Raw genomic sequence first — 25,374 nt, forward strand, 5'->3', positions numbered from 1 at the left:
CGCGATAGCCGGACGATCCGGCGTGATTCGCGGATGAGATCCGCTCCTACGCTGCCCCACCCACGCCATTCCCATGTAGGAGCGCGCCCTGCGCGCGAAATCGCGGGCAGGGCCCGCTCCTACAGGTTGATGCCGAACCTCTCGTTCGCGCAGGACAGCTCCCTCTCCCTTCAGGGAGAGGGTTGGGGTGAGGGGGCGGGGTCAACCCGAGACACAGCTGTCGCCGGTAAGCACCGTTCGCGAGCAAGCTCGCGCCTACGAGAAGCTGTGCCTGCCCGCGCCTACAGGTTGACGCCGAATTTCTCGTTCGCGCCGGACGGCTCCCTCTCCCTCTGGGAGAGGGCTGGGGTGAGGGGGTGGCGTCAACCCGAAACACTGTTGTCGCCGGTAAGCACCGTTCGCGAGCAAGCTCGCGCCTACGAGAAGCTGTGCCCGCGCCTACAGGTTGACGCCGAACTTCTCGTTCGCGCCGGACGGCTCCCTCTCCCTCCGGGAGAGGGCTGGGGTGAGGGGGTGGCGTCAACCCGAAACACCGCTGCCGCCGGTAAGCACCGTTCGCGAGCAAGCTCGCTCCTACGAGGAGCCGTGCCTGCCCGCTCAGGTTGACGCCGAATTTCTCGTTCGCGCCGGACGGCCCCCTCTCCCTCCGGGAGAGGGCTGGGGCGAGGGGGCGGCGTCAACCCGAAACACCGCTGTCGCCGGTAAGCACCGTTCGCGAGCAAGCTCGCGCCTACGAGAAGCTGTGCCTGCCTGCGCCTACAGGTTGACGCCGAATTTCTCGTTCGCGCCGGACGGCTCCCTCTCCCTCCGGGAGAGGGCTGGGGTGAGGGGGCGGCGTCAACCCGAAACACCGCTGTCGCCGGTAAGCACCGTTCGCGAGCTCGTTCCTACAGGTTGACGCCGAATTTCCCCCTCGCGCCGGACGGCTCCCTCTCCCTCTGGGAGAGGGTTGGGGTGAGGGGGCGGCGTCAACCCGAGACACCGCTGTCGCCGGTAAGCACCGTTCGCGAGCTCGTTCCTACAGGTTGACGCCGAATTTCCCCCTCGCGCCGGACGGCTCCCTCTCCCTCCGGGAGAGGGCTGGGGTGAGGGGGCGGCGTCAACCCGAAACACCGCTGTCGCCGGTAAGCACCGTTCGCGAGCAAGCTCGCTCCTACGAGAAGCTGTGCCTGCCCATGCGGTGGGGGTGATGGGTATCGCTTCGCTCAACCCATCCTACAGGGCTACGGGGCTTGGCTTGTCGCTCAGCCCTGGGGCAGCAGCACCCGGGCCGAGGGGTAGAGGCTGGCGGCTACCTTCTGCAGTTCCGCCGGGCAGACCAGTTCGCTGATCCACGCCAGGCGGCGCACCGGGCCGGGTTTGTCCAGGCGTTGCAGTTCGGCGGATTCGAGCATGGCCTTCATGCGCCAGGCGAGAGCGAACAGCTCCTCGATGAAGGGCGGCGCTACCGTGCCCTGGTGTTCCACCGACAGGCCGCTGGGTGCGTGGCGGATGGCCAGGTGGTAGTGACTGGCGCCGGTGCGCCCGCCGCTGCCGGCGAGGGTGGCGGTGAAGTGCGCGCCGAGGATGCGCGCCAGTTGCCGCTGCACGTCGTGCAGCAGTTGCTGCGGCACTTCTTCCAGCAGCGCGGTGGGGTCGGTCTGGCCCATGGTCGTCCCGGGTTCTGAGTGGCAGGGCGGCGGCCGGGGCGGCCGCCGGAACAGGTGCCGCCAGCATAGGGAAGGCGACTGTGAACTTGGGTTAAGCCGGGGTAAAGGCGGGTAATTGCGTGCCTCAGAAGGTCTGCCCGAGGGAGAACTGGAACACCTCGGTCTCGGCGCCGTCGGGCTTCTTCAGCGGCGTCGCCAGGCTGAAGCTCAGCGGGCCCAGCGGGCTGTACCAGGTCAGGCCGACGCCCACAGACATGGCCATCTGGTCGAGGCTGACGTTGCCGCAGCCCTGGGTGGTGGACAGGTAGCACTTGTCGGCGAAGACGCTGCCGGCATCCCAGAACAGCGTGCTGCGCAGCTGGCTCTGGTCCTTGACGAAGGGCAGCGGGAACAGGTACTCGACGCCGCCGGCGATGAGGATGTTGCCGCCGAACACCTCGGCGTCGCGGTCGGAGTAGTAGGCCTGGCCGGCGCTGGAGTAGTTGCCGGTGGCCGGGGTGCTGCGCGGGCCCAGGGTGCCGTCCTTGAAGCCGCGCACCGAGCTCAGGCCGCCGGCGGTGTAGTTCTCGTAGAAGGGCAGGCCGTCGGTGGAGCCGTAGCCGTTGCCGTAGCCCAGGCTAGTGTGCAGGCGCAGGGCGGTGCGGTCGGTGACCGGGACGAAGCGCTGGGCGCTGTAGTCGAGCTTGTAGAACGACAGGTCGCTGCCGGGCACCGTGGCCATCAGCGTCAGGCTCTGGGAATGCCCGCGGGTGGCCAGCACGCCCTTGTTCAGGGTGGATTCGGACCAGCCGATGGAGGCCTTGAGGTTGTTGAAGCTCTTGCCCTCGCGCTCGATGAAGTCGTAGATCTCGTCGGCGCTGTAGGTGCCGGGGCTGACGGCGTCGTGCTGCAGGGTCAGGCCGTAGGTCAGGCGCGAGGTCTCGCTGATCGGGTAGCCGACGCTGACGCCGGCGCCGAAGCTGTCGAGGGAGTAGTACGACACCTCGTCATCGTCGTCGTAGTACTTGCTGTAGTCGGTGCTGCTGTAGAACAGGTTGTAGCCCAGGCTCACGCCGTCGGTGGTGAAGTAGGGGTTGGTGAAGCCGAAGTTGTACTTGGTCTGGTACTCCGAGCGGGTCAGGCCGATGCTGGTGTAGTTGCCGGTGCCGAGGAAGTTGCTCTGGCTGATGGAGCCGCCGAGGATCAGCCCGGCGCTCTGGGAGAAGCCGACGCTGGCGCTGAGCGAACCGGAGGCCTGCTCCTCGACGCTGTAGTTGACGTCCACCTGGTCGTCGGTGCCGGGCACCGCCGGGGTCTCGACGTTGACCGTCTTGAAGTAGCCCAGGCGCTCCAGGCGCTGCTTGGACTGGTCGATCAGGTAGGTGCTGGCCCAGCCGCCTTCCATCTGGCGCATCTCGCGGCGCAGCACCTGGTCTTCGGTCTTGGTGTTGCCGCGGAAGTTGATGCGGTTGACGTAGGCGCGCTTGCCCGGGTCGACCACGTAGGTGATGGACACGGTCTTGTCGTCGTCATGGGCCTCGGGCACGCCGTTGACGTTGGCGAAGGTGTAGCCCTCGTTACCCAGGCGGCGGGTGATCAGGTCGGAGGTGGAGGTCATCACCTTGCGCGAGAACACCTGGCCCGGCTCGACCAGCATCAGCTTCCTGATTTCCTCTTCCGGCACCTTGAGGTCGCCGGTCAGCTTCACGTCGCGGACCTTGTACTTCTCACCCTCGTTGATGTTGACGGTGATGTAGACGTGTTTCTTGTCCGGGGTGATGGAAACCTGGGTGGAGGCGATATCCATGTGGATATAACCGCGGTCCAGGTAGTAGGAGCGCAGGCGTTCCAGGTCGCCGGAGAGCTTCTCGCGGGAATACTTGTCGTCGTTCTTGAAGAAGGACAGCCAGTTGCTTTCCTTCAGCTCGAACAGGCCGGTCAGGTCCTCGTCGGAGAACACGGTGTTGCCGACCACGTTGACGTGGGCGATGGCCGCCACCGTGCCTTCGTTGACGGTGATCTTCAGCGCCACACGGTTGCGCGGCTGCGGGGTGACCTGGGTTTCGATGGTGGCCGAGTAGCGGCCCTGGGCCACGTACTGGCGCTGCAGCTCGTTGCGCACGCCTTCGAGGGTGGCGCGCTGGAAGATCTCGCCTTCGGCCAGGCCCGATTGCTTGAGGCCCTTCATCAGGTCCTCGGTGCTGATGGCCTTGTTGCCTTCGATCTCGATGCCGGAGATGGACGGGCGCTCGACCACGTCGATGACCAGCACGCTGCCGTCGCGGCCGAGGTGGATGTCCTGGAAGAAACCGGTACGGAACAGCGAGCGCGAGGCTTCCACCAGGGCGTGGTCGTCGGCCTGGTCGCCGACGTTCAGCGGCAGGGCGGCGAACACGCTGCCGGCGGAGACGCGCTGCAGGCCGTTGACGCGGATGTCGGCGATCTTGAAGCCTGCGGCGTGGGCCAGGGCGGCGTTGAACAGCAGGATCGGGAACAGCAGGCGGGTAGGGCGCATCGTGACTTCCAGACAGGCGGTGGCAGGGGGCGCGGACGGTTCGCACGGCGATCGTCCGGGCGCTGCCGCCCGGCCCGGGCTGGCGGCCGATGAGGATAAGAGCGGGCTGTGTTCGGCGCGGTTAACCCAGGGTAAAGATGTGTAAAGTTTGCCCATGCGGCGGTGACAGGGCGGCCCCGCGGAAGGGATCATTGCGCCCTCCAGGCCTTGAACCGCGTGCCCTGCATGATTCCCGTACTGCTGGTCGACGATGACCGCGAACTCACCGAGATGCTCAGCCAGTACCTGGCCCGCGAGGGTTTCCAGGCCACCGCCGTGGGCACCGGCGAGGAAGGCGAGGCCGAGGCCCTGGGTGGCGCCTACGCCCTGGTGGTGCTGGACGTGATGCTGCCGGGCCTGTCCGGCATCGAGGTGCTGCGGCGCATTCGCGCGCGCAGCCAGGTGCCGGTCCTGCTGCTGACCGCGCGGGGCGACAACATCGACCGCATCGCCGGCCTGGAGCTGGGCGCCGACGACTACGTGCCCAAGCCCAGCTCGCCCGGCGAGCTGGTCGCGCGGCTGCGCGCCATCCTGCGCCGGGTGCAGCCCCAGGTGCCGCTCGGCAACGCGCCGGAGGCCGTCGGCAGCGGCGCCCTGGCGCTCTGGCCCGGCAAGCGCCAGGCGTTGTGGCACGGCCAGCCGCTGGAGCTGACCGGCACCGAGTTCAGCCTGCTGGAGGTGCTGGTGCGCCGGGCCGGGCAACTGGTCAGCAAGCAGGACCTGTCGCTGGACGCCCTGGGCCGCCCGCTGACCCGTTACGACCGGCGCATCGACGTGCACGTCAGCAGCATCCGCCAGAAGCTCGGCCCGCGCGCCGACGGCAGCAGCTGGATCCAGAGCGTGCGCGGCATGGGCTACCTGCTGATCGTCGAATGAAGCGCGGGCGGCTGTTCTGGAAGCTGTTCCTGGCCTTCTGGCTGGCCAACAGCCTGACCTTCCTGGTGGGCGCCGGCGCCTTCATGTTCGACGAGCTGCGCGGCGACACCCCGGCGCTGCGCTCGCTGCTGGCCACCGAGGTGCGCCTGCTGCAGCGCTTCGGCGAAGCGGCGGGGCGCCAGCTACTGGAGGTGTCGCCGCAGCAGCCGGACGTCCAGGTCGGCCTCTACGACGCCCAGGGCGCGCTATTGGCCGGGCGCGCCGTGGCCCAGGTGCGCTTCGAGCAGGCGGTCACCAGCCAGGACGGCCATCGCCTGCTGCTGCGCGCCTCGGCCGCCACCACCCTCGACCAGGCGCCGCCGCCGCGCAGCCTGGGCCCGCTGCTCACCGGCACGCTGATGAGCGCGCTCTTCGCCCTGCTGCTCAGCCAGTACCTGGCGCGGCCGCTGGCCTGGTTGCGCCAGGCCATGGGCCAGGTCGCCCAGGGCCGCTTCGAGGTGCGCGTCAAGCCGCGTCTGGGGCGGCGCCGCGACGAGATCGTCGACCTGGCCGAGGACTGCGACCGCATGGCCGGGCAGCTCAAGGCGCTGGTGGAGGCGCAGCAGCACCTGCTGCACGACATCTCCCACGAGCTGCGTTCGCCGCTGACGCGGATGAGCGCCGCCATCGGCCTGCTGCGGCAGGCGCCGGGGCAGCCCGGCATGCTGGAGCGCATCGAGCGCGAGTCGCGGCGCATGGACGAGCTGATCGAGCAACTGCTCACCCTGGCGCGGGCGCAGTCGCGCCAGGACAGCGGCGAATACCGCCTGCTGGACGTCGTCGAGCTGCTGGCGCAGATAGTCGAGGACGCCCGCTTCGAGGCGGCGGGCAAGGGCTGCCAGGTGCGCCTTGTAGCCGAGCAGCCGTTCCTCGGCCGCGCCCACGAGGAGCTGCTCTACCGGGCCTTCGAGAACGTCATCCGCAACGCCGTGCGCTACACCGCGGCGGGCACCGAGGTGCGCGTGGGTGCGAGCCTGGTGGAGGGCGGCGAACGCCTGGTGGTGTGCATCAGCGACCACGGCCCGGGCGTCGACGAGAGCCGCCTGGGGCGCATCTTCGAACCCTTCGAGCGCGGCCCCGACGCCGGCCCCGACGGCTTCGGCCTGGGCCTGGCCATCGCCAGCCGGGCGGTGCAGCTGCATCACGGGCGGATCGCCGCCGAGCCCGCCGAGGGCGGCGGGCTGTTGGTGCGTATCGAGTTGCCGCGGCTGTTCTAAGCCTTAGCCTTGCCAACCGCCGCCCAGGACCTTGTACAGGGTGACGCGGTTGACCTGCTCGGCCAGCTCCAGGCTGATCAGCGTCTGCTGCGCGGAGTACAGCGAGCGCTGCGCGTCCAGCACTTCCAGGAAGCTGTCCGAACCCTGCTTGTACAGCGCCAGCGACAGGTCGTAGCTCTTGTCGGTGGCCGCCGTCAGTTCGCGCTGGGCGTCCAGGCGCTCGTTGATGTGGCTGCGCACGGAAAGGGCGTCGGCCACTTCGCTGAAGGCGGTCTGCAGGGCCTTCTCGTAGTTGGCCACGTCGATGTCGCGGGTGATCTTCGCGGCGTCCAGGCCGGCCTGGTTGCTGCCGGCGTCGAAGATCGGCAGGTTGATCGAGGGGGCGAAGCTCCAGGCGCGGCTGCCGGACTTGAACAGCCCGGACAGCTCGCCGCTGGCGCTGCCGCCGCTGGCGGTCAGGCTCACGCTGGGGAAGAAGGCCGCGCGCGCCGCGCCTATGTCGGCGTTGGCCGCCTTGAGCGTGTGCTCGGCGGCGAGCACGTCGGGGCGGCGTTGCAGCAGGCTCGACGGCAGGCCCGCCGGCACCGTCACCAGCAGCGCGGCGTCCAGGCCGGTGTCGCCCGGCAGCAGGCTGGCGTCCAGGCGTTCGCCCACCAGCAGTTCCAGGGCGTTGCGGTCCTGCTCGACCTGGCTGGCGTAGCTGGCCGCCTCGGCGCGCGCCGATTCCACCGTGCTGCGCGCCTGCGCCAGGCTCAGCCCGGACTCGCCGCCCAGGCCGTGGCTGCGCTGCACCAGCTCGTAGGTCTTCTGCTGGCTGGCGTGGGTATCGCGGGCCAGCTTGAGCAACTGCTGGTCGGCGGCCAGGGTCATCCAGGCGCTGGCCACCTCGGCCACCAGGCTGATCTGCGTGCTGCGGCGGGTCTGCTCCAGGGCCAGGTAGTCCTCCAGGGCGGCGTCCTTGAGGTTGCGCAGGCGGCCGAACAGGTCCAGCTCGTAGCTGCTCACGCCCAGGCCGACGCTGTACTGGCTGCTGACCGCCGTGGTGCCGTCGGAGAGCGCGCGCTGGCGGGTGCCCTCGGCGCTGGCCGAGACCGCCGGGAACAGCTCGGCGCGCTGGATGCGGTACTGCGCGCGCTGGTACTCGACGTTCAGCGCCGCCACCCGCAGGTCGCGGTTGTTGGCCAGGGCGCGGGCCACGGTGTCGCGCAGGCGGGCGTCGACGAAGAACTCGCGCCAGTCGACGTCGGCCTGGCTGGCGCCGGCCGGCGCGGCGCCGGGCCATTGCGCCGCCACCGGCGCGGCGGGGCGCTGGTAGTCCGGCGCCAGGTTGACGCAGCCGCCCAGCAGCAAAGCCAGCAGCAAGGGAAGAGGGGAGGTGCGCATCAGGCGTCTCCTTCGACGGTGGCCGGGGCACGGCGCGCAACCAGGCGCTGCACCAGCACGTAGAACAGGGGAATGAAGAACAGGCCCAGCAGGGTCGCCGCGAGCATGCCGCCGAGCACGCCGGTGCCGATCGCCTGGCGCCCGCCGGCGCCGGCGCCCTGGCTCAGCGCCAGGGGCAGCACGCCGAGCATGAAGGCCAGCGAGGTCATCAGCACCGGGCGCAGGCGGATGCGCACCGCTTCCAGTGTCGCGGCGAGCAGGTCCTGGCCGCGGTCGTAGCCTTCCTTGGCGAACTCGACGATGAGGATGGCGTTCTTCGCCGCCAGGCCCACGGTGGTCAGCAGGCCGACCTGGAAGTAGACGTCGTTGGACAGCCCGCGCAGGCCGGTCAGGGCCAGGGCGCCGAGGATGCCCAGGGGCACCACCAGCATCACCGCGAAGGGCACCGACCAGCTCTCGTAGAGCGCCGCCAGGCAAAGGAACACGAAGAGGATGGAAATGGCGTAGAGCAGCGGCGCCTGGTTGCCGGCCAGGCGTTCCTGGTAGGACTGCCCGGTCCAGGCGTAGCCGATGCCCTCGGGCAGCTGCGCCATGATCGCCTGCACCGCGGCCATGGCGTCGCCGGAGCTGACGCCGGCGGCCGGCTCGCCGACGATCTCGTAGGCGCCGAAGCCGTTGTAGCGCTCCAGCAGCGGCGAGGCGGTGCTCCAGCCGGTGCTGACGAAGGTGGCCAGCGGCACCATGGCATCCTGGTCGTTGCGCACGTACCAGTCGCCAATGTCCTCGGCCTGCATGCGCTTGTCGGCGTCGCCCTGCAGGTAGACCTTCTTCACCCGCCCGGCGTCGAGGAAGTCGTTCACGTAGCTGCCGCCCAGGGCCACGCTCAGGGTGTCGTTGATGTCGCTGGCGGCCACACCCAGCGCGCCGGCCTTGCGGTCGTCGATGTGCAGGTCCAGCTGCGGGGTGTCTTCCAGGCCCTGGGCGCGCACGTTGGCCAGGCGCGGGTCCTGGCGGGCCAGTTCGATGAAGCGGTTGCGCGCCGCCAGCAGCTCGGCGTGGCCGAGGCCGGCGAGGTCCTGCAGCTCGACATCGAAGCCGGCGCTTTCGCCCAGGCCCTGGATGGCCGGCGGGGCGATGACGAAGACGTCGGCATCGATGATCCCGGCCAGCGCCCGGTTGGCCCGCCGCGCCACCGCCGCGGCGCTGTGCGCCTCGCCCTGGCGCTGGCTCCAGTCCTTGAGCTTGATGAAGCCGCGGCCGCTGTTCTGCGCGTTGCCGCCGTTGCCCAGGCCGCGCACGGTGAGCACCGTGTCCACCTCCGGCTGCTGCAGCAGGTAGTCCGTCACCTGGCGGGTGACCGCCTGCAGGCGCTCGTCGGTGCCGCCCACCGGCAGGGTCATCTGCATCATCAGCATGCCCTGGTCCTCCTCGGGGAGGAACGCGGTGGGCAGCTTGTGGAACATCAGCCCGACGCCGGCCAGCACCAGCGCGTAGACCGCCAGCGCGCGCACGGGCCGTGCCAGCAGGTTGCCGACGCCGCGCTGGTAGCGCCGCGAGCCGGCCTCGAAGTTGCGGTTGAACCAGCCGAAGAAGCCGTGCCGCGGCTGGCCGTGGCCGGGCTTGAGCAGGGTGGCGCACAGCGCCGGGGTGAGGGTCATGGCCACCAGCACCGACAGCGTCATGGCGGCGACCATGGTCACCGAGAACTGCCGGTAGATCACCCCGGTGGAGCCGCCGAAGAAGGCCATGGGCACGAACACCGCCGAGAGCACCACGGCGATGCCCACCAGCGCGCCGCTGATCTCGCCCATCGACTCGCGCGTGGCCTCCCGTGGCGACAGGCCGCGCTCGGCGATGATCCGCTCGACGTTCTCCACCACCACGATGGCGTCGTCCACCAGCAGGCCGATGGCCAGGACCATGGCGAACATGGTCAGGGTGTTGATCGAGTAGCCCATCAGCGCCAGCACGCCGAAGGTGCCCAGCAGCACCACCGGCACGGCGATCGCCGGGATCAGCGTGGCGCGCAGGTTCTGCAGGAACAGGTACATGATCAGCACCACCAGGGCGATGGCCTCGAACAGCGTCTTGACCACCTCCTCGATGGAAATCTTCACGAAGGGCGCGGTGTTGTAGGCCACCTCGGCGCGCAGCTGCAGCCGGCTGGGGAAGAACTGCTGCAGCTCGGCCACCTTGGCCTGCACCGCCTCGGCCACGTCCAGGGCGTTGGCGCCCGTGGCCAGGCTGATGGCCAGGCCGCCGGAGGGGCGCCCGCCGTGCTCGGCGACCACGTCGTAGCTCTCGCTGCCCAGCTCCACCCGCGCCACGTCGCCGAGGCTCACCACGGCGCCGTTGCTGGCGTACTTGAGCACCACCTCGCGGAACTGCGCCGCGGTCTTGAGCTTGCTGCGCGCATTGATGCTGGCGTTGAGCTGCTGCCCCGGGCGCGCCGGCAGGGCGCCGAGCTGGCCGGCGGAGGTGTCGACGTTCTGCGCCTGCAGGGCGCTGCTGATGTCCGAGGGCATCAACGAGTATTGCTTGAGCTTGTCCGGGTCCAGCCAGATGCGCATGGCGTAGCTGGAGCCCAGGGTGGTCACCTCGCCGACGCCGCTGACGCGGCTGACCTGGTCGTACAGGGTGCTGGCGATGAAGTCGCTGATGTCGGTGGCGCCGACCTCGGGGTTGTCCGAGACCAGCGAGAGGATGATCAGGAAGTCGCTGGAGGAATTGCGGATCTCGATGCCCTGCTGCTGCACCTCGTCGGGCAGCCGCGCCTTGGCCTGCTCCAGCTTGGTCTGCACCTGCATCTGCGCGGTGTTGATGTCGGTGCCGGCGTCGAAGGTCAGGGTGATGCTGGCGCTGCCCGCCGAGCTGCTGCTGGAGGACATGTAGGTGAGGCCGTCCAGGCCGGTCATCTGCTGCTCGATGACCTGGGTCACCGAGTCTTCCATGGTCTTGGCCGAGGCGCCGGTGTAGGTGGCGCTGAGGCGGATCTGCGGCGGCGCGATGCTGGGGTACTGGGCCAGCGGCAGCTGGAAGATGGCCAGGGTGCCGCCGAGCATCACCAGGATGGCGAGCACCCAGGCGAAGATGGGCCGGTCGATGAAGAAGCGTGCCATGGCGGGTCCTCAGTCGCGCGCGTCGTTCTGCGCGGTCAGCTGCGCGTCCAGGGTCTTGACCTGCTGGCCGACGCGGACCTTCTGCGCGCCCTGGACGATCAACTGGTCGCCGTCCGCCAGGCCCTTGTCGACCCACCAGCGGTTGCCCACCGCGCGGGCCAGGCTCAACTGGCGCTGCTCGACCTTGCCGTCGACCACCACCAGGGCGGTGGCCTGGCCGCGCTCGTCGCGGGCCACGCCCTGCTGCGGCACCAGGATGGCGTCCGGCTGCACGCCCTCGGCCAGCGTCGCCTTCAGGTACATGCCCGGCAGCAGCAGGCCCTCGGGGTTGGGCACCAGGGCGCGCAGGGTCACGCTGCCGGTGCTCTCGTCGACGCTCACGCCGTTGAAGGTCAGGGTGCCGTCGTGGGCGTAGGCGCTGCCGTCCTCCAGCTGCAGGCTGATGCGCGTGGCATCCTGCGCCTCGGCGGGGGCGAGCTTGCCCTCGGCCAGCTCGCGCTTGAGGCGCAGCAGGGTGGTGCTGGGCTGGGTGAAGTCGACGTAGATCGGGTCCAGCTGCTGCACCGTGGTCAGGGCGGTGGTCTGCTCGGCGGTGACCAGCGCGCCGGCGGTGACAGAGGAGGTGGCCGTGCGCCCGGAGATCGGCGCGTCGATCCGCGTGTAGCCCAGGTTGATGCGCGCCGTCTTCAACGCCGCCTGGGCCGACTGCAGGTTGGCGCGGGCCTCCAGCAGCGCGGCCTGGGCGCTCTCGTTGTCCTCCGCGCTGATGGCGTCGATCTTCACCAGCTGGGCGTCGCGCCGGGCCTTGAGCTCGGCCGCCTTCAGGGTGGCACGGGCGGAGGTGACGCTGGCCTCGGCCTGGGCCAGGGCGGCCTCGTAGGGCTGCGCGTCGATCTGGTACAGCGCCTGACCGGCCTTCACCGTCTGGCCTTCCTCGAACAGCCGCCGCTGGATGATGCCACCGACCTGCGGGCGGATCTCCGCCACCAGGTGCGCGCTGGCGCGGCCGGGGAGGGTGAGGCTGAGCGCCTGGGGCGCGCTGCGCACCTGGTAGATGCCGACCTCCTGCAGGTCGGCTTGCGGCGCGGCCGCCTCGTCGTCGAGGCAGCCGCCCAGGGCGAGCAGGCCGGCGCCCAGCAACAGGGCGCGGGCCAGCGAAGAAAGCGGGGGGGCGAGGGGGGACATCCGGGACTCCGATCCAGGTTGGATTCAGCGTCAAGGGTGCTCGGCGAATGTGCAGGCAATGTGCAGAAATCTGGGAGATTGCCCGCCGCGCCTTGAAGGGCCGCGGGGGCCGCGCTTCAATGGCGGCATCCCGACAGAGCCCGGCGGTGCCATGAAAATCAGCCTCTCCAGCAAATTCTTCCTGGCCATGCTGGCGGTCTGCGCCTTCGCCGTGCTGGGCATGGTCTTCGCCGCCTACCTGAGCCTCAGGTACGGCTTCCTCGGCTACCTCAACCAGCAGGCCGAGGAGCGCATGGAACTCATCGTCCCGCGCGCCGAGCGGGCCTTCGCCACCCACGGCAGCTGGGACTTCATCCGCCGCGACCACGAACAGTGGTTCGACATGCTGCGCCCCGACGCGGCGACCCAGGACCGCGACTTCGACCCCAGCCTGCTGACCGTCTCCGACCTCACCGGCGCCTTCGTCCGCTTCGCCCTGCTGGACGAGGCGCAGCGCCCGATCATCGGCTACCAGGCGCCGCCGCGGGAGATGGTCCTGCGGCCGATCCGCCACCAGGGCCAGGTGGTCGGCTGGATGGCCCTGGCGCCGCTGCAGTCGGTGACCAGCGTCGGCGACCGGCGCTTCCAGCTCAACCAGCTGCGTTCCAGCCTGCTCATCGGCCTGGCCTGCCTGCTGGCCACGGCGGTGATCGCCTGGTGGCTCACCCGCAGCCTGCTGCGGCCGATCCGCCAGGTGGCCGGGGCCACCCATCGCCTGGCCGCCGGCGACTATGCCATCCAGCTGCCGGTGCGCTCGGCCGACGAGGCCGGCCAGCTGGCCGCCGACTTCAACCGCATGGCCGCCACCCTGGCCAGCAACGAACGCCTGCGCCGCGATTTCATGGCCGACATCTCCCACGAACTGCGCACCCCGCTGGCGGTGATGCGCGCCGAGCTGGAAGCCATGGAGGACGGCATCCGCCCCCTGGACGGCGCCGCCCTGCGCTCGCTGCAGGCCGAGGTGGGGGCCCTGGCCAAGCTGGTGGACGACCTCTTCGACCTGTCCCTGGCCGAGGTCGGCGGGCCCACCTACCGCCGCGAGCGCATCGACCTGCGGGTGCTGCTGCCGGTGGTGGCCGACGCCTTCCGCGCCGGCTTCGCCGAACGCGGCCTGGCCCTGGACGTGGAGCTGCCCGACGAGCCGCTGTGGGTGCTGGGCGACGAGTCGCGCCTGGGCCAACTGCTGCACAACCTGCTGGAGAACAGCCGGCGCTACACCGACCCCGGCGGCCGCACCGTGCTGCGCGCGCTGCGCGAGGGCGAACGGGTGCTGGTACAGTGCGAGGATTCCGCGCCGGGCGTGGATGCGGCGGCGCTGGAGCGCCTGTTCGAGCGCTTCTACCGCGCCGAGCGCTCGCGCAACCGCGCCAGCGGCGGCACCGGCCTGGGCCTGGCGATCTGCCGCGGCATCGCCGAGGTGCACGGCGGCCGCCTGAGCGCCCGGGCATCGAGCATGGGAGGGTTGCTGATGACGCTGGAACTGCCGCAGGCCGGAGACGCGCCATGAGCCAGGGCGACATCCTGCTGGTGGAAGACGAACCCAAGCTGGCCGCGCTGGTGGGCGACTACCTGCGCGTCGCCGGCTACCAGGTGGAACACCTCGCCGACGGCAACGCGGTGATCCCGGCGCTGCGCGGCAAGACCTACGACCTGCTGCTGCTCGACCTGATGCTGCCCGGCCGCGACGGCCTGGACATCTGCCGCGAGCTGCGCGGCTTCAGCCGCATGCCGCTGATAATGATGACCGCGCGGGTCGAGGAGATCGACCGCCTGCTCGGCCTGGAACTGGGCGCCGACGACTACATCTGCAAACCCTTCTCCCCCCGTGAACTGGTGGCGCGGGTCAAGGCCGTGCTGCGCCGCAGCGGCGCCCAGGCGCCGAGCCTGGGCCTGGAACTGGACCCGCGGGCCTTCCAGGCGCGCTACCTGGGCGTGGCGCTGGACCTCACCCCGGTGGAATTCCGCATGCTCGCCGCCCTAGCCGCACGCCCCGGCCAGGTGCTGTCCCGCGACCAGTTGATGAACCACATCTACCAGGACCACCGCGTGGTCGCCGACCGCACCGTCGACAGCCACGTGAAGAACCTGCGACGCAAACTGGCGGCGGTGGCCCCGGGGCACGACCCGATCCGCTCGGTATACGGCGTGGGCTACAGCCTGGAGGCCGGGTAGGGCGAGGCCCGGCCCGCTACGGTCGAACTCAACCGTAGGGCGGATAACCGTTCGCGGTTATCCGCCGTTTGACCTTGATCCCCGGCGCGCCTCGGATTCGACCACGGAGCGCCTGTTCGAGACCCCGGTCACGCAAGGCTCCGGGACGCCCCCGTAGGAGCGGATTCCATCCGCGATAACCGCGGTTTCCGGCGCACAACCATGCCCCTGTAGGAGCGAGCTTGCTCGCGAACAGACTCCGCTGCGGGGCTCATTCGCGAGCAAGAACCAGGCGTCCCCCTCGATCCTACGAAAAGCGCCCGGTTCGGGCGTTACAACAGATCCAGCGGATAACTCACGATCAACCGGTTCTCGTCGAAGCTGTTGGTCCGCCCCCAATCTCGGCGCATCGTCGAGTTGCGCCACTTCAGGTTCAGCGTCTTCAGCGGCCCGGACTGCACGGTGTAGGCCAGCTCGCTCTCGCGGCCCCATTCGCTGCCGTCGTCGGTGCTGGCGTTGTGCACGTTGCTGCCGTGGATGTAGCGGTTCATCAGGGTCAGGCCGGGGAGGCCGAGGCCGGCGAAGTCGTAGTCGTAGCGCAGCTGCCAGGAGCGCTCCTTGGCGTTCTCGTAGCTGGAGTTGTAGCTGTCGTTGGCCAGGGTGCCGCCGCTGGCGCCGTTGACGCGGAACCACTCGTCGTCGCCCATGACCTTCTGCAGGCCCAGGTAGAAGGTGCCGGCGCCGTACTTGGCGGAGAACAGCCCGGAGGCGGTGCGGTTGTCCAGGTCGCCGGCGCGGGCGCTGCCGTCTTCCTTGCCCCGGAAGTAGCCGAGGTTGGCACCCAGCACCCAGTCGCCCACCGGCTGGAAGTGCTGCACCTGCAGGTATTGCTGCTGGTAGATGTCCTTCAGCTCGGCGTTCCACAGGCCGACCAGGGTGCGCTCGCCGTTGAAGCGGTATTCGCCGCCGACGAAGTCGAAGCGGTCGGAGGTGTAGGCCGTGCGGTTGAACAGGCTCATGTCCTCCATGCTGGCGTCGTTGCGCGGGCTGTTCTGGCGGAACTGGCCGCCGTAGAGGGTCAGCCCGGCGAGTTCCTTCGAGGTGAGCTGCGCGCCCTGGAAGGTCTGCGTCAGCGAGCGGCCATCGTCGGAACGCAGGATCGGCAGCGCCGGGGCCCATTCGCCGACTTTCAGCTCGGTCCTGGAAATACGCGCCTTGCCGGCCACCGCCAGGCGGCCGAAGTCGTCGGCCGGGCGGCCGTCGTCGTGCACCGGCAGCAGCTGGGTGCCGGCGGTGCCGCGGCCACCGTCGAGCTTGACGCTGTACAGGCCGAGCACGTCCAGGCCGAAGCCCACGGTGCCCTGGGTGAAGCCGGACTTGAAGTCGAGGATGAAGCTCTGCGTCCATTCCTCGGCCTTGCCCTGGGCGGCGTCGCCGGTGTAGTCGCGGTTCATGTAGAAGTTGCGCAGCGTCAGGCTCGACTTGGCGTCTTCGAGGAAGCCGTCGGCGAAGGCGGGCAGGGTGGTACCGGCCAGGGCCAGGGCGGCGGGCAGGTAACGGGGAAAACGGCGGATGCAGGGGTAGCCCATGACGATCTCTCTGGAGTCATTGTTGTGGGAGAGGCTTGTGCGGCGCGGCGGGGCGCCGGGAAACGCGGCGCTAGGCGGCTGGGCGGCCTGGCGTTCGCGGATCGAGAGAGGGGCGTGTGCTGTGCGGCATGGCTCTGGACCTTCTTGTAATTGTTCGAGGGTGTTCGCGTCCGAGGGCAGCAGGCGCTGCCGGGTGTTTCGGTACGGCTCGATAGTGGAAGGGCGGCAGGCAGTGGACAATCGGCGAAAACGCTTCTTGTGCGAATATCGAACATTAATTAACCGGTTCGAACATTTAAGGAAAGCATCCGATCCAGCCCGGCGGTTCCCCGGCCCGGTCGATCTCATTAGAATCCGCCGATCCTCGTAGTGGACGACGCCCATGGCCGGTAGCCAGATCGAACGTGCCTTCAGCCTTCTCGAAAGCCTCACCAGCGAGCCCCGCGGCCTGCCGATGCAGACCCTCGCCGAGCGCCTGGAGATACCCAAGAGCGCCACCCACCGCATGCTCGCCGAACTGATCCGCCTGGGCTACGTGCGGCAGAACCCGGAGAACGCCCGCTACCAGCTGTCCACCAAGCTGGTGGCGCTGGGCTTCCGCTACCTGTCCTGCAGCGGCGCCGACATCGTCCAGCCGATCCTCGACCGCCTGGCCCAGGACAGCGGCGAGCTGGTGCGCCTGGGGGTGATCGACGGCAGCCGCCAGACCTGGATCGCCAAGTCCCAGGGCGCCCGCCCGGGGCTGCGCTACGACCCGGACATGGGCCGCGACGCGCCGCTGTTCTACACCGCTTCCGGGCACGCCTGGCTGGCCAGCCTGGACGATGCCCAGGCCCTGGAGCTGGTGCGCCGGCAGGGCGTGGGCGACCCCGCCAACTTCGGCCCGCGCGCCCCGCGCAGCGAGGACGAACTGCTCGGCTACCTGCGCCGTGCCCGCGAGCGCGGCTACGCCTGGGTCGAAGAAACCTCGGCACTCGGCACCTCGGCCCTGGCCGCCGTAGTGCACAGCCCGGTGGACCGCCGGGCGATCGGCGTGCTGAGCATTGCCGGGCCCAGCGCGCGCCTGCCGGAAGCGCGCCTACACGAACTGGCGCCGCTGCTGCTGGCCGCCAGCGCCGAGCTGTCCGCCGCCAGCCAGGCTTCCGACCTCTTCGCCTGATTCCCCCTTGCCTGGCCTTCCTCCCATGGAGGAGGGCCGCTTGCGCCTGCCCGGATGTAACGGCGGTCGATAATCGCCCGCTGCTTGTCACATTGCGCTTGAGTAAAAATGGAACCGAGTTCTAAATTTGCTCATGCCATTCCACGGAGTCCTGCGCATCGGGGCTCCAGCACGACAAGCAGAAGAGGAATCCCGCGTGACCGTTCCCTTGCGCATCGCCCTGATCGGCGCCGGCATCATGGGCCGCCAGCATCACCAGCACTTGCTCCAGGTGCCCGCCCTGCAACTCTGCGCGGTGGCCGACCCGGGCCCCGGCGCGGCTGGGTTCGCCGCCGAGTGCGGGGTGCCGTACTACGCCGACCACCGGCGCATGCTGGAAGAGGCGCAACCGCAGGCGGCGATCATCGCCAACCCCAACAACCTGCACGTGGCCACCGCCCTGGACTGCCTGGCCGCCGGCGTGCCGGTGCTGCTGGAGAAGCCGGTGGGCGTGCACCTGGATGAAGTGCGCGAACTGGTGGAGGTGAGCCGGGGCAGCGGCGTGCCGGTGCTGGTCGGCCATCACCGCCGGCACAACCCGCTGATCGGCAAGGCGCGGGAAATCCTGGCCGCGGGCGCCCTGGGCCGGCTGGTCAACGTCACCGCGCTGTGGCAGCTGCAGAAGCCCGACAGCTACTTCGAAGTGCCCTGGCGCCGCGAGCCGGGCGCCGGCTTCCTGCTCACCAACCTGATCCACGACCTCGACCTGCTGCGCCACTTGTGCGGAGAGGTAGCGCAGGTGCAGGCCTTCACCGGCAACGCGGTGCGCGGCCTGGTCAACGAGGACAGCGCGGCCATCCTCCTGCAATTCGAGAACGGCGCCCTCGGCAGCCTGACCGGTTCCGACGGCGTGGCCGCGCCCTGGAGCTGGGAGCTGGATTCCGGCGAGAGCCCGGTCTATCCGCGTCAGGTCGACCAGCCTTGCTACCTGCTGGCTGGCACCGAGGGCGCGCTGAGCATCCCGCAACTGCAGCGCTGGCACTACGCGCAGCCGGGCGCCGGCTGGCACCAGCCGTTGCTGCGCAGCAGCGAGCCCTTCACCCCGGGCGAGGCGCTGCGCCGGCAACTGGAGCATTTCGTGCGCGTGGTGCGTGGCGAGGAGCAGCCGCTGACCGACGCCGTGGACGGCGGCCGTACCCTGGCGCTGATCGAGGCCATCCGCGAGGCCGCCGCCAGCGGCCGGGCGTGTGCGCCGGCGCGGGTTGGGTGAATGAACCCGTACGGGAGAGGGGCCACCGTAGGATGGGTGGAGCGGAGCGATACCCATCACCACGACCGCATGGGTATCGCAAGCTCAACCCATCCTACGACTTCGTCCGCGATCCGCATCGGCACCTTCGGTTATCGCGGACAAAGTCCGCTCCTACAGGTTGACGCCGAGCTTCCCGCTCATGCCGGACAGCCCCCTCTCCCGCTTGCGGGAGAGGGTTGGGGAGAGGGCGCTCTTGAACCCGACACCTGGGCTGCCGGTGAACACCGTTCGCGAGCAAGAACTAGGCGTCCCCCTCGCTCCTACTAATCCACCTGTGACCTGGATACCGATCCCATGACCGACCGAATCTTCTCCCTCGCCGCCCTGACCGTCCTCGAACTGTCGCCGCCGGACATGGTCGAGGTCGCCGCCCGCGCCGGCTACAGCCACGTCGGCCTGCGCCTGGCGCCGGCCACCGCCGAGGAGCACCACTTCCCGCTGGTGGCCGATGCCGAGCTGCGCCGGCAGACCCAGGCGCGCCTGCGCGACACCGGCGTCCGCGTGCTGGACCTGGAAATCCTGCGCCTGAAGCCGGAGACCCGCGTGGCCGACTTCGAGCCCATCCTCGCCGTCGGCGCCGAGTTCGGCGGCACGGAGCTGCTGGTGGCCGGCAACGACGCGGATGAGGCGCGCATGACCGAACGCTTCGCCGAGTTGTGCGAATTGGCCGAGGGCTACGGCATCCATCCGCACCTGGAGTTCATGCCCTGGACCGACGCCCCCGACCTGACCACGGCCTGGCGCGTGGTGCGCAACGCCGGGCGCGAGAATGGCTGCGTGCTGGTCGACGCCTTCCACTTCGACCGCTCCGGCTCATCCTTGCAGGACCTGGCGCAGTTGCCGGCCTCGCGCATGCGCTATGCCCAGTTGTGCGACGTGGCCGGCCCGCGTCCGGACGACATGCGGGAAATCCTCCGCCAGGCGCGCAACGAGCGGCGCTTCCCCGGCGATGGCGACTGCGACCTGGCGGGTTTGTTGCGGACCTTGCCGGCGACGGTGCCGCTGAGCCTGGAGATCCCCACCCGGCAGCTGCTGGAGCAGGGCGTCAGCGCCCTGGAGCGGGCCAGCCTGGCACTGGACAAGGCACGCACGGTGCTCGCCCGGCTCTGATGCCGGCAACTGCGCCATTCCCATCCACCCGTTCGCCCGGCACACTGCCGGGCGCCTTGCTTTGTAAACCACGGGAAACCCGATGACCGCCGCCTCCGCGTTGTCCGGCAGCAGCCAGCCCCTGAAGGGCATCCTTCTGGTGGTGCTGGCCACCTCGCTGTTCTCCACCCACGACGCCCTGTCCAAGTACCTCTCCGGCTTCTACCCGATCCTGCTGGTGGTCTGGGCCCGCTACGTGGTGCACACGCTGCTGATGGCCGGCATCTTCCTGCCGCAGTCGGGCCTGCGCGTGCTGCGCACCCGCCGGCCGGGGCTGCAGACCCTGCGCGCGTTGTGCCTGCTGGGCACCAGCCTGCTGTTCACCACCGGCCTGCAGTACATCCCCCTGGCGGAGGCCACGGCAGTCAACTTCCTCGCCCCGCTGATGGTCACCGCGCTGTCGGTGCCGTTGCTGCACGAGAAGGTCAGCGCCGGGCAATGGGCGGCGGTGAGCCTGGGCTTCGCCGGGGTGCTGGCGATCGTCCATCCCGGCGGTGAGTTGTTCACCCCGGCGGTGTTGCTGCCGCTGGGTTCGGCGCTGTGCTTCTGCTTCTACCAGCTGCTGACGCGCAAGCTGGCGGCGGTGGACAGCCCGACCACCAGCAACTTCTTCGCCGGCCTGCTGAACACCGCGCTGACCACGGCGATGGTGCCCTTCGTCTGGCACACCCCGAGCCTCGGCCACGCGCTGCTGATGCTCGCCCTGGGCACCTGCGGCATGTCCGCCCACCTGTTCCTCACCCAGGCCTTCCGCCATGCCGCCCCGGCGCTGCTGGCGCCCTTCGGCTATTGCCAGATCGTCTTCGCCGGGCTGATCGGCTGGCTGGTCTTCAGCCATGTGCCGAGCGCCAGTGCCCTGGTGGGGATTGCTGTGATCTGCCTGAGCGGGTTGGCGGCGGCCTGGATGCAGCGGCGGGGGTGAGGGGTGGTGTAGGAGCGAGCTTGCTCGCGAAGGGAGTTTTCCGGTGGCGTCGGTGCCGGGTTCAAGAGCCCCTCACCCCAACCCTCTCCCAGAGGGAGAGGGGGCTGTCCTGAGCCGCCGGGAAGTCTGGAGTCATCCTGATACTCCTGGAGCGTAGGGTGCATAACCGTTCGCGGTTATCCGCCGTTGGCCGTGCCACCGATGCGTCCGGCGGGCCGGTGAATCCGATCGCGGACTCTGTCCGCGATTTTCCGCTGCGGGGCGTCGGACCTGGGCTCTCGCGATGTAGGCAATTTCCGGTTCTTCTCCAGGGCGATAGCCAGGTGTGCAGCAGCGCACCCCGGGCAGGCGCCCGGTAACCGTACTTTCTTCCCCTCGCACAGACGCCGGTGAGGGGGATTCCATTCCCGAAGCAGCACTCGCCTCGTCTGAGACCTATTGGTAAATGGTAACGAGGAGGTTACCATGGTGGCCATAGAGGTGCTCGAGTATGTCCGGGAAGACGCGTCCTGCCCCTATCAGGAGTGGTTCGACTCCCTGCATTTCCAGGCGGCGGCCAAGGTTGCCACCGCCAAGGTGCGCATGGCGGTGGGCAACACCTCCAATGTCAAATGGTTCGATGGCATCGGCGAATACCGCATCGACTGGGGCCCGGGCTACCGGATCTACCTGGCGAGGGATGGCGAGGCGCTCATCGTGCTGTTCGGTGGTGGCAGCAAGGCCGGCCAGGCAGCGGATATCCGCAAGGCGAAGGCGCTGCACGCCGAGTACAAGCAACGCAAGAAGGCCCGGTTCGGGCCGCAGATGAGAGGGTGATTCCAATGGCACTGACCAGGGATTTCAAACAGACCGTCGTCGCGCGGGTGCAGCGCGAACCGGCATTCGCCACCGCGCTGCTCGACGAGGCGGCCTCGCTGTTCCTCAACGGCGAGCCGGACGCCGCGCGCCTGATCCTCCGCGATCTGGTCAACGCCACCCTGGGCTTCGAGCGCCTGGCGCTGGAGACGGAGCGGCCGAGCAAAAGCCTGCACCGCATGCTGTCGGCCTCGGGCAACCCGGGCATGGACAACCTGGCGGCGATCTTCGATGCCCTGCGCCGTACCCTGGGGGTGGAAATCCAGGTGCGGGCGGTGCATGTCGCCTGACGCCGCCCCACGAAAAAAGGCCCCTCACGGGGCCTTTTTTCATGCTCGGGCATTACCTGTTCAGTGGCTCGCCACCCGCAGGCTGTTCTGCCGCGCGCTGTCGTAGGCGGCTTTTTCCAGCGGCTTGGCGTCAGGCTTTCCCAGGTCTTCCATCGGCAGGCGGTGGGTTTCCGGGGCCAGGTAGGCGGCGAAGGCGCACAGGCAGGTGATGAGGAAGGCCAGGCTGCCGATCACCATCGGGACGTTGTCCGAGCCGGGCGGGGCGACGGCGGCGAACAGCGCCGGCAGCATGGCGGTGAGCATGGTGCCGATGTTCTGTGCGATGGCCATGGCCGAGACGCGGTAGCGGGTCTGGAACAGCTCCGGGTAGAAGGACGGGAACACCGCGTTGTAGCCCTGGTACACCAGGCCCCACATCAGCAGCGACATGACGAAGGCCAGCGGCACGTTCTGGATGCTGATGGCGTACAGGTAGCCGAATGCGAGCAGGCCCGAGCCCAGGGCGCCGACGATCATCGTCGGGCGGCGGCCGATGCGGTCGGAGAGGTTGCCGACGAAGGGAATGGCCAGCACCGCGACTATGTTACCCACCACCGGGATCCACAGGTACACGCTCTTGTCGAAGCCTATGCCGTAGGCCGGCTGCACCGCGTAGGCCGCGCCGAAGATGGTGGCCACCACCGGGATCACGTTCATCAGCGACATGACCATCACCAGCAGCATCTGCTTCCAGCTGTTGCGGAAGGCTTCGGCGATCGGCGACTTGGCCACCTGTTGCTTGGCTTCCTCGTTGACGAAGGCCGGGGTCTCGTGGACTTCGCGGCGGATGATCAGGCCGGCGATCAGCACCACGGCGCTGAGCAGGAAGGGAATCCGCCAGCCCCAGGCGTTGAAGGCGTCGTTGGGCATGAAGTAGGCCAGCGGCAGGAACACCGCGGCGGCCATCACCTGGCCGGCCTGCACGCCCTGCAGGGTATAGCTGGCGAAGTAGCCGCGGCGGCCGAAGGGCGCGTGTTCGAGGATCATCGAGCTGGCCCCGGAGATTTCCCCGGCCACGGCGAAGCCCTGCACCAGGCGCAATACCACCAGCAGCGCCGGGGCGAGGAAGCCGACGTCGTGGTAGGTCGGCAGCAGGCCCACGGCCATGGTCGACAGGCCCATCATGAACATGCACAGCAGCAGCACGTTCTTGCGCCCGCGGGTATCACCCCAGTGGCCGAGGAAGAAGGCGCCGATCGGGCGGGCCAGGTAGCCCACGCCGTAGGTCGCCAGCGACGCGACTATGGCCATCTTCGGGTCGGAGGAGGGGAAGAACAGCTGCGGGAAGATCAGCGCAGCGGCCTGGGCGTAGATGAAGAAGTCGTAGTACTCGAGGGCCGAGCCGATCCAGCCACTGGCGGTGGCTTTCTTGGCTTGGGAGCTGGAGGAAGTCGCCATCGTTGTCTCCGGTTCTTGTTGTTGTCGGTGCCTGCCCGGGCGCCGCGCCCTTCGGGGGCGTGTGCGCTGATCGAACAGGGGCACCGAGGTCGTCGCTAAAGCCCCTGGCCGGGGCCCGTGTCGGAAATGCGCCGGGCGGCGCGGCTCAGGGCTGGGGGCGAGCCGGCGTTCGTGTTGGGCTGGAGACGGCGGCGGTGAGGAGGCGTGCAGTCAACATGGGCAGGGACTCTTGTTGAAATTGTTATAGGGCAAGGCGTCTCGCGGGCCAGGGGAGGCATGGCCCTGGTGTGTCGCGGTGAATCCATGGTCGGCCACTGGACGAAAAACCGTCAATTCGCTGATCGGCCTTTTGTTCGCTGATCGAACACAAAACTAACTGGTTCGTACAATTTGCCTTGCCGCTGGAAAATACCCTGCGAATAATCCAATGACCAGCCGTGCGTCCTACGGCTGGCGATATTTCCGAATGTCGCCGACAGCCGGCGGCCAGGCCATGGCTCGTAGAAGCCAGCAGCACAGGAGCCCCAGCATGCAGCGCTCGATCGCCACCGTCTCCCTGAGCGGTACCCTGCCCGAGAAACTCGAAGCCATCGCCGCCGCCGGCTTCGATGGCGTGGAGATCTTCGAAAACGACCTCCTGTACTACGACGGCAGCCCGCGCGACGTGCGCCAGATGTGCGCCGACCTGAATCTGGCGATCACCCTGTTCCAGCCCTTCCGCGATTTCGAGGGCTGCCGCCGCGAGCGCCTGGCGCGCAACCTGGAGCGCGCCGAGCGCAAGTTCGACCTGATGCAGGAGCTAGGCACCGACCTGGTGCTGGTGTGCAGCAACACCGTCGCCGATTCCCTGGGCGAGCGCGACATTCTCGTCGACGACCTGCGCGAGCTGGCCGAGCGCGCCGGCAAGCGCGGCCTGCGCATCGGCTACGAGGCCCTGGCCTGGGGCCGCCACGTCAACACCTGGCAGCAGGTCTGGGACCTGGTGAAAGCCGCCGACCACCCGGCCCTGGGCGTGCTGCTGGACAGCTTCCACACCCTGTCGATCAAGGGCGACCCCAGCGGCATCGCCGACATCCCCGGCGAGAAGATCTTCTTCGTGCAGATGGCCGACGCGCCCGTGCTGGCCATGGACGTGCTGGAATGGAGCCGGCACTTCCGCTGCTTCCCCGGCCAGGGCGAGTTCGACCTGGCGGGCTTCCTCGCGCCCATCCTGCGCAGCGGCTACAAGGGCCCGCTGTCGCTGGAAATCTTCAACGACGGCTTCCGCGCCGCGCCGACCCGCTCCAACGCCGCCGATGGCCTGCGCTCGCTGCTCTACCTGGAGGAGAAGACGCGCCGCCTGCTGGAGCAGGACGCCGCGCCCGCCGGCGACCCCGGCATCCTCTTCGCGCCGCCGCCGGCCAGCCGCTACGACGGCGTGGAATTCCTCGAATTCGCCGTGGATGAGGACCTGGGCGCGCGCCTGGGCAACTGGCTGGAAAAGCTCGGCTTCGCCCGCGCCGGCGAACACCGCTCCAAGGCGGTGAGCCTGCTGCGCCAGGGCGACATCAACATCGTGCTCAACGCCGAGCCGTACTCCTTCGCCCACAACTTCTTCGAAGCCCACGGCCCCTCGCTGTGCGCCACCGCCCTGCGGGTGCGCGACGGCGCCCAGGCCCTGGAGCGCGCCCAGGCCTTCCGTGGCCAGCCGTTCCGCGGTCTGGTCGGCCCCAACGAACGCGAGGTGCCCGCGGTGCGCGCCCCCGACGGCAGCCTGATCTACCTGGTGGAGCCGGGCGCGCCGGGGCAGACCATCTACGACAGCGACTTCCGCCTCGACGCCCAGGCCCAGGCCAGCGGCAACCTGCAGCGCATCGACCACATGGCCATGGCCCTGCCGGCCGACAGCCTGGACAGCTGGGTGCTGTTCTACAAGGCGCTGTTCGACTTCGAGGCCGACGACGAGGTGGTCCTGCCCGACCCCTATGGCCTGGTGAAAAGCCGCGCCATCCGCAGCCGCTGCGGCAGCCTGCGCCTGCCGCTGAACATCTCGGAGAACCGCAACACCGCCATTTCCCACGCGCTGTCCAGCTACCGCGGCTCGGGCGTGCACCACATCGCCTTCGCCTGCGAGGACATCTTCGCCGAGGTCACCCGCGCCAAGCAGGCCGGGGTGCCGCTGCTGGACATCCCGCTGAACTACTACGACGACCTGGCGGCGCGCTTCGACTTCGACGACGAGTTCCTCAGCGAGCTGGCCTACTTCAACGTGCTCTACGACCGCGACGCCCAGGGCGGCGAGCTGTTCCACGTCTACACCGAGCCGTTCGAGGGGCGCTTCTTCTTCGAAATCCTCCAGCGCAGGAACGGCTATGCCGGCTACGGCGCGGCCAACGTCGCCGTGCGCCTGGCGGCCATGGCCCAGGCGCGCAGCGGCGCCGCGCGCAAGCCCAAGCTGTAGCGCCCTGGGGCGGCGCGGCAAGCCCCGCGCCGCTTCCCTTGGCGGGGTGGC

At 69.2% G+C, this 25,374-nt stretch carries 18 protein-coding genes; 11 read left to right on the forward strand and 7 right to left on the reverse strand.

Translation table 11 applies throughout. The features are described 5' to 3' along the window. Positions 1-1,244: 1,244 nt before the first annotated feature. Both PM1_RS12595 and bamA read right to left on the reverse strand, forming a co-directional pair. A complete protein-coding gene (locus tag PM1_RS12595; RefSeq protein WP_009622904.1) occupies positions 1,245-1,649 on the reverse strand; it encodes a hypothetical protein in 405 nt (134 codons plus the stop codon). A 124-nt stretch (positions 1,650-1,773) separates the two neighbouring features. Continuing rightward, positions 1,774-4,143 (reverse strand): outer membrane protein assembly factor BamA, encoded by a 2,370-nt coding sequence (gene bamA / locus PM1_RS12600; RefSeq protein WP_009622902.1) that lies wholly within the window; start codon positions 4,141-4,143, stop codon positions 1,774-1,776. A gap of 225 nt (positions 4,144-4,368) precedes the next feature. Between bamA and PM1_RS12605 the strand changes: the two genes are divergently transcribed. Then, on the forward strand, positions 4,369-5,058 hold the full coding sequence (locus tag PM1_RS12605; protein ID WP_009622900.1) for a response regulator transcription factor: 690 nt from the start codon (positions 4,369-4,371) through the stop codon (positions 5,056-5,058). Next, positions 5,055-6,314: a HAMP domain-containing sensor histidine kinase gene (locus tag PM1_RS12610; protein WP_009622898.1), complete on the forward strand. Its 1,260-nt coding sequence runs from the start codon at positions 5,055-5,057 to the stop codon at positions 6,312-6,314. The genes PM1_RS12605 and PM1_RS12610 overlap by 4 nt, the downstream gene beginning before the upstream one ends. 3 nt (positions 6,315-6,317) lie before the next feature. Here PM1_RS12610 and PM1_RS12615 read toward each other — a convergent pair whose 3' ends face one another. The 3 genes from PM1_RS12615 to PM1_RS12625 are packed head-to-tail and all read right to left on the reverse strand — an operon-like array spanning position 6,318 to position 12,001. Further along, positions 6,318-7,697, reverse strand: coding sequence for an efflux transporter outer membrane subunit (locus PM1_RS12615; protein ID WP_009622896.1), 1,380 nt, complete (start codon positions 7,695-7,697; stop codon positions 6,318-6,320). Continuing rightward, positions 7,697-10,816: an efflux RND transporter permease subunit gene (locus PM1_RS12620; RefSeq protein ID WP_009622894.1), complete on the reverse strand. Its 3,120-nt coding sequence runs from the start codon at positions 10,814-10,816 to the stop codon at positions 7,697-7,699. Before PM1_RS12620 ends, PM1_RS12615 begins: the two co-directional genes overlap by 1 nt. Before the next feature lie 9 nt (positions 10,817-10,825). Then, a complete protein-coding gene (locus PM1_RS12625) occupies positions 10,826-12,001 on the reverse strand; it encodes an efflux RND transporter periplasmic adaptor subunit (protein WP_009622892.1) in 1,176 nt (391 codons plus the stop codon). Between the two features lie 151 nt (positions 12,002-12,152). Between PM1_RS12625 and PM1_RS12630 the strand changes: the two genes are divergently transcribed. Both PM1_RS12630 and PM1_RS12635 read left to right on the forward strand, forming a co-directional pair. Further along, positions 12,153-13,547 carry an ATP-binding protein gene (locus PM1_RS12630; protein WP_009622890.1) on the forward strand — a complete coding sequence of 465 codons (1,395 nt, stop codon included), beginning with the start codon at positions 12,153-12,155 and terminating at the stop codon, positions 13,545-13,547. Next, a complete protein-coding gene (locus PM1_RS12635; protein ID WP_009622888.1) occupies positions 13,544-14,212 on the forward strand; it encodes a response regulator in 669 nt (222 codons plus the stop codon). Before PM1_RS12630 ends, PM1_RS12635 begins: the two co-directional genes overlap by 4 nt. A gap of 311 nt (positions 14,213-14,523) precedes the next feature. Here the strand turns inward: PM1_RS12635 and PM1_RS12640 are convergent, their stop codons facing one another. Further along, positions 14,524-15,780 carry an OprD family porin gene (locus PM1_RS12640; RefSeq protein ID WP_009622886.1) on the reverse strand — a complete coding sequence of 419 codons (1,257 nt, stop codon included), beginning with the start codon at positions 15,778-15,780 and terminating at the stop codon, positions 14,524-14,526. Positions 15,781-16,162: 382 nt separating this feature from the next. On the opposite strand from PM1_RS12640, the gene PM1_RS12645 reads away from it, so the two are divergent. The 6 genes from PM1_RS12645 to PM1_RS12670 all read left to right on the forward strand — a co-directional run bounded on the left by PM1_RS12645 (position 16,163) and on the right by PM1_RS12670 (position 21,446). Beyond that, the gene (locus tag PM1_RS12645) at positions 16,163-16,939 is read left to right on the forward strand and encodes an IclR family transcriptional regulator (protein WP_009622884.1); all 777 of its coding nucleotides are present in this window, start codon (positions 16,163-16,165) and stop codon (positions 16,937-16,939) included. Between the two features lie 196 nt (positions 16,940-17,135). After that, positions 17,136-18,188, forward strand: coding sequence for a Gfo/Idh/MocA family protein (locus PM1_RS12650; protein WP_009622882.1), 1,053 nt, complete (start codon positions 17,136-17,138; stop codon positions 18,186-18,188). A 336-nt stretch (positions 18,189-18,524) separates the two neighbouring features. Further along, complete coding sequence (locus PM1_RS12655) at positions 18,525-19,340, forward strand: sugar phosphate isomerase/epimerase family protein (RefSeq protein ID WP_009622880.1); 816 nt, start codon at positions 18,525-18,527, stop codon at positions 19,338-19,340. An 82-nt stretch (positions 19,341-19,422) separates the two neighbouring features. After that, positions 19,423-20,301 (forward strand): DMT family transporter, encoded by an 879-nt coding sequence (locus PM1_RS12660; protein WP_009622878.1) that lies wholly within the window; start codon positions 19,423-19,425, stop codon positions 20,299-20,301. A gap of 465 nt (positions 20,302-20,766) precedes the next feature. Then, a complete protein-coding gene (locus PM1_RS12665) occupies positions 20,767-21,117 on the forward strand; it encodes a type II toxin-antitoxin system RelE/ParE family toxin (protein ID WP_009622876.1) in 351 nt (116 codons plus the stop codon). A gap of 5 nt (positions 21,118-21,122) precedes the next feature. Beyond that, entirely contained in the window at positions 21,123-21,446 is a 324-nt protein-coding gene (locus tag PM1_RS12670; protein WP_009622874.1) for a helix-turn-helix domain-containing transcriptional regulator, read from the forward strand. Positions 21,447-21,506: 60 nt separating this feature from the next. On the opposite strand, the gene PM1_RS12675 is transcribed toward PM1_RS12670, so the two are convergent. Further along, a complete protein-coding gene (locus PM1_RS12675) occupies positions 21,507-22,883 on the reverse strand; it encodes an MFS transporter (protein ID WP_009622872.1) in 1,377 nt (458 codons plus the stop codon). 529 nt (positions 22,884-23,412) lie between these two features. Here PM1_RS12675 and quiC point away from each other — a divergent pair. After that, positions 23,413-25,323 (forward strand): 3-dehydroshikimate dehydratase QuiC, encoded by a 1,911-nt coding sequence (gene quiC / locus PM1_RS12680; protein WP_009622871.1) that lies wholly within the window; start codon positions 23,413-23,415, stop codon positions 25,321-25,323. Positions 25,324-25,374: the final 51 nt, after the last annotated feature.

The sequence above is a fragment of the Pseudomonas sp. M1 genome, assembly GCF_022760135.1.
Classification (GTDB): Bacteria; Pseudomonadota; Gammaproteobacteria; order Pseudomonadales; family Pseudomonadaceae; genus Pseudomonas; species Pseudomonas citronellolis.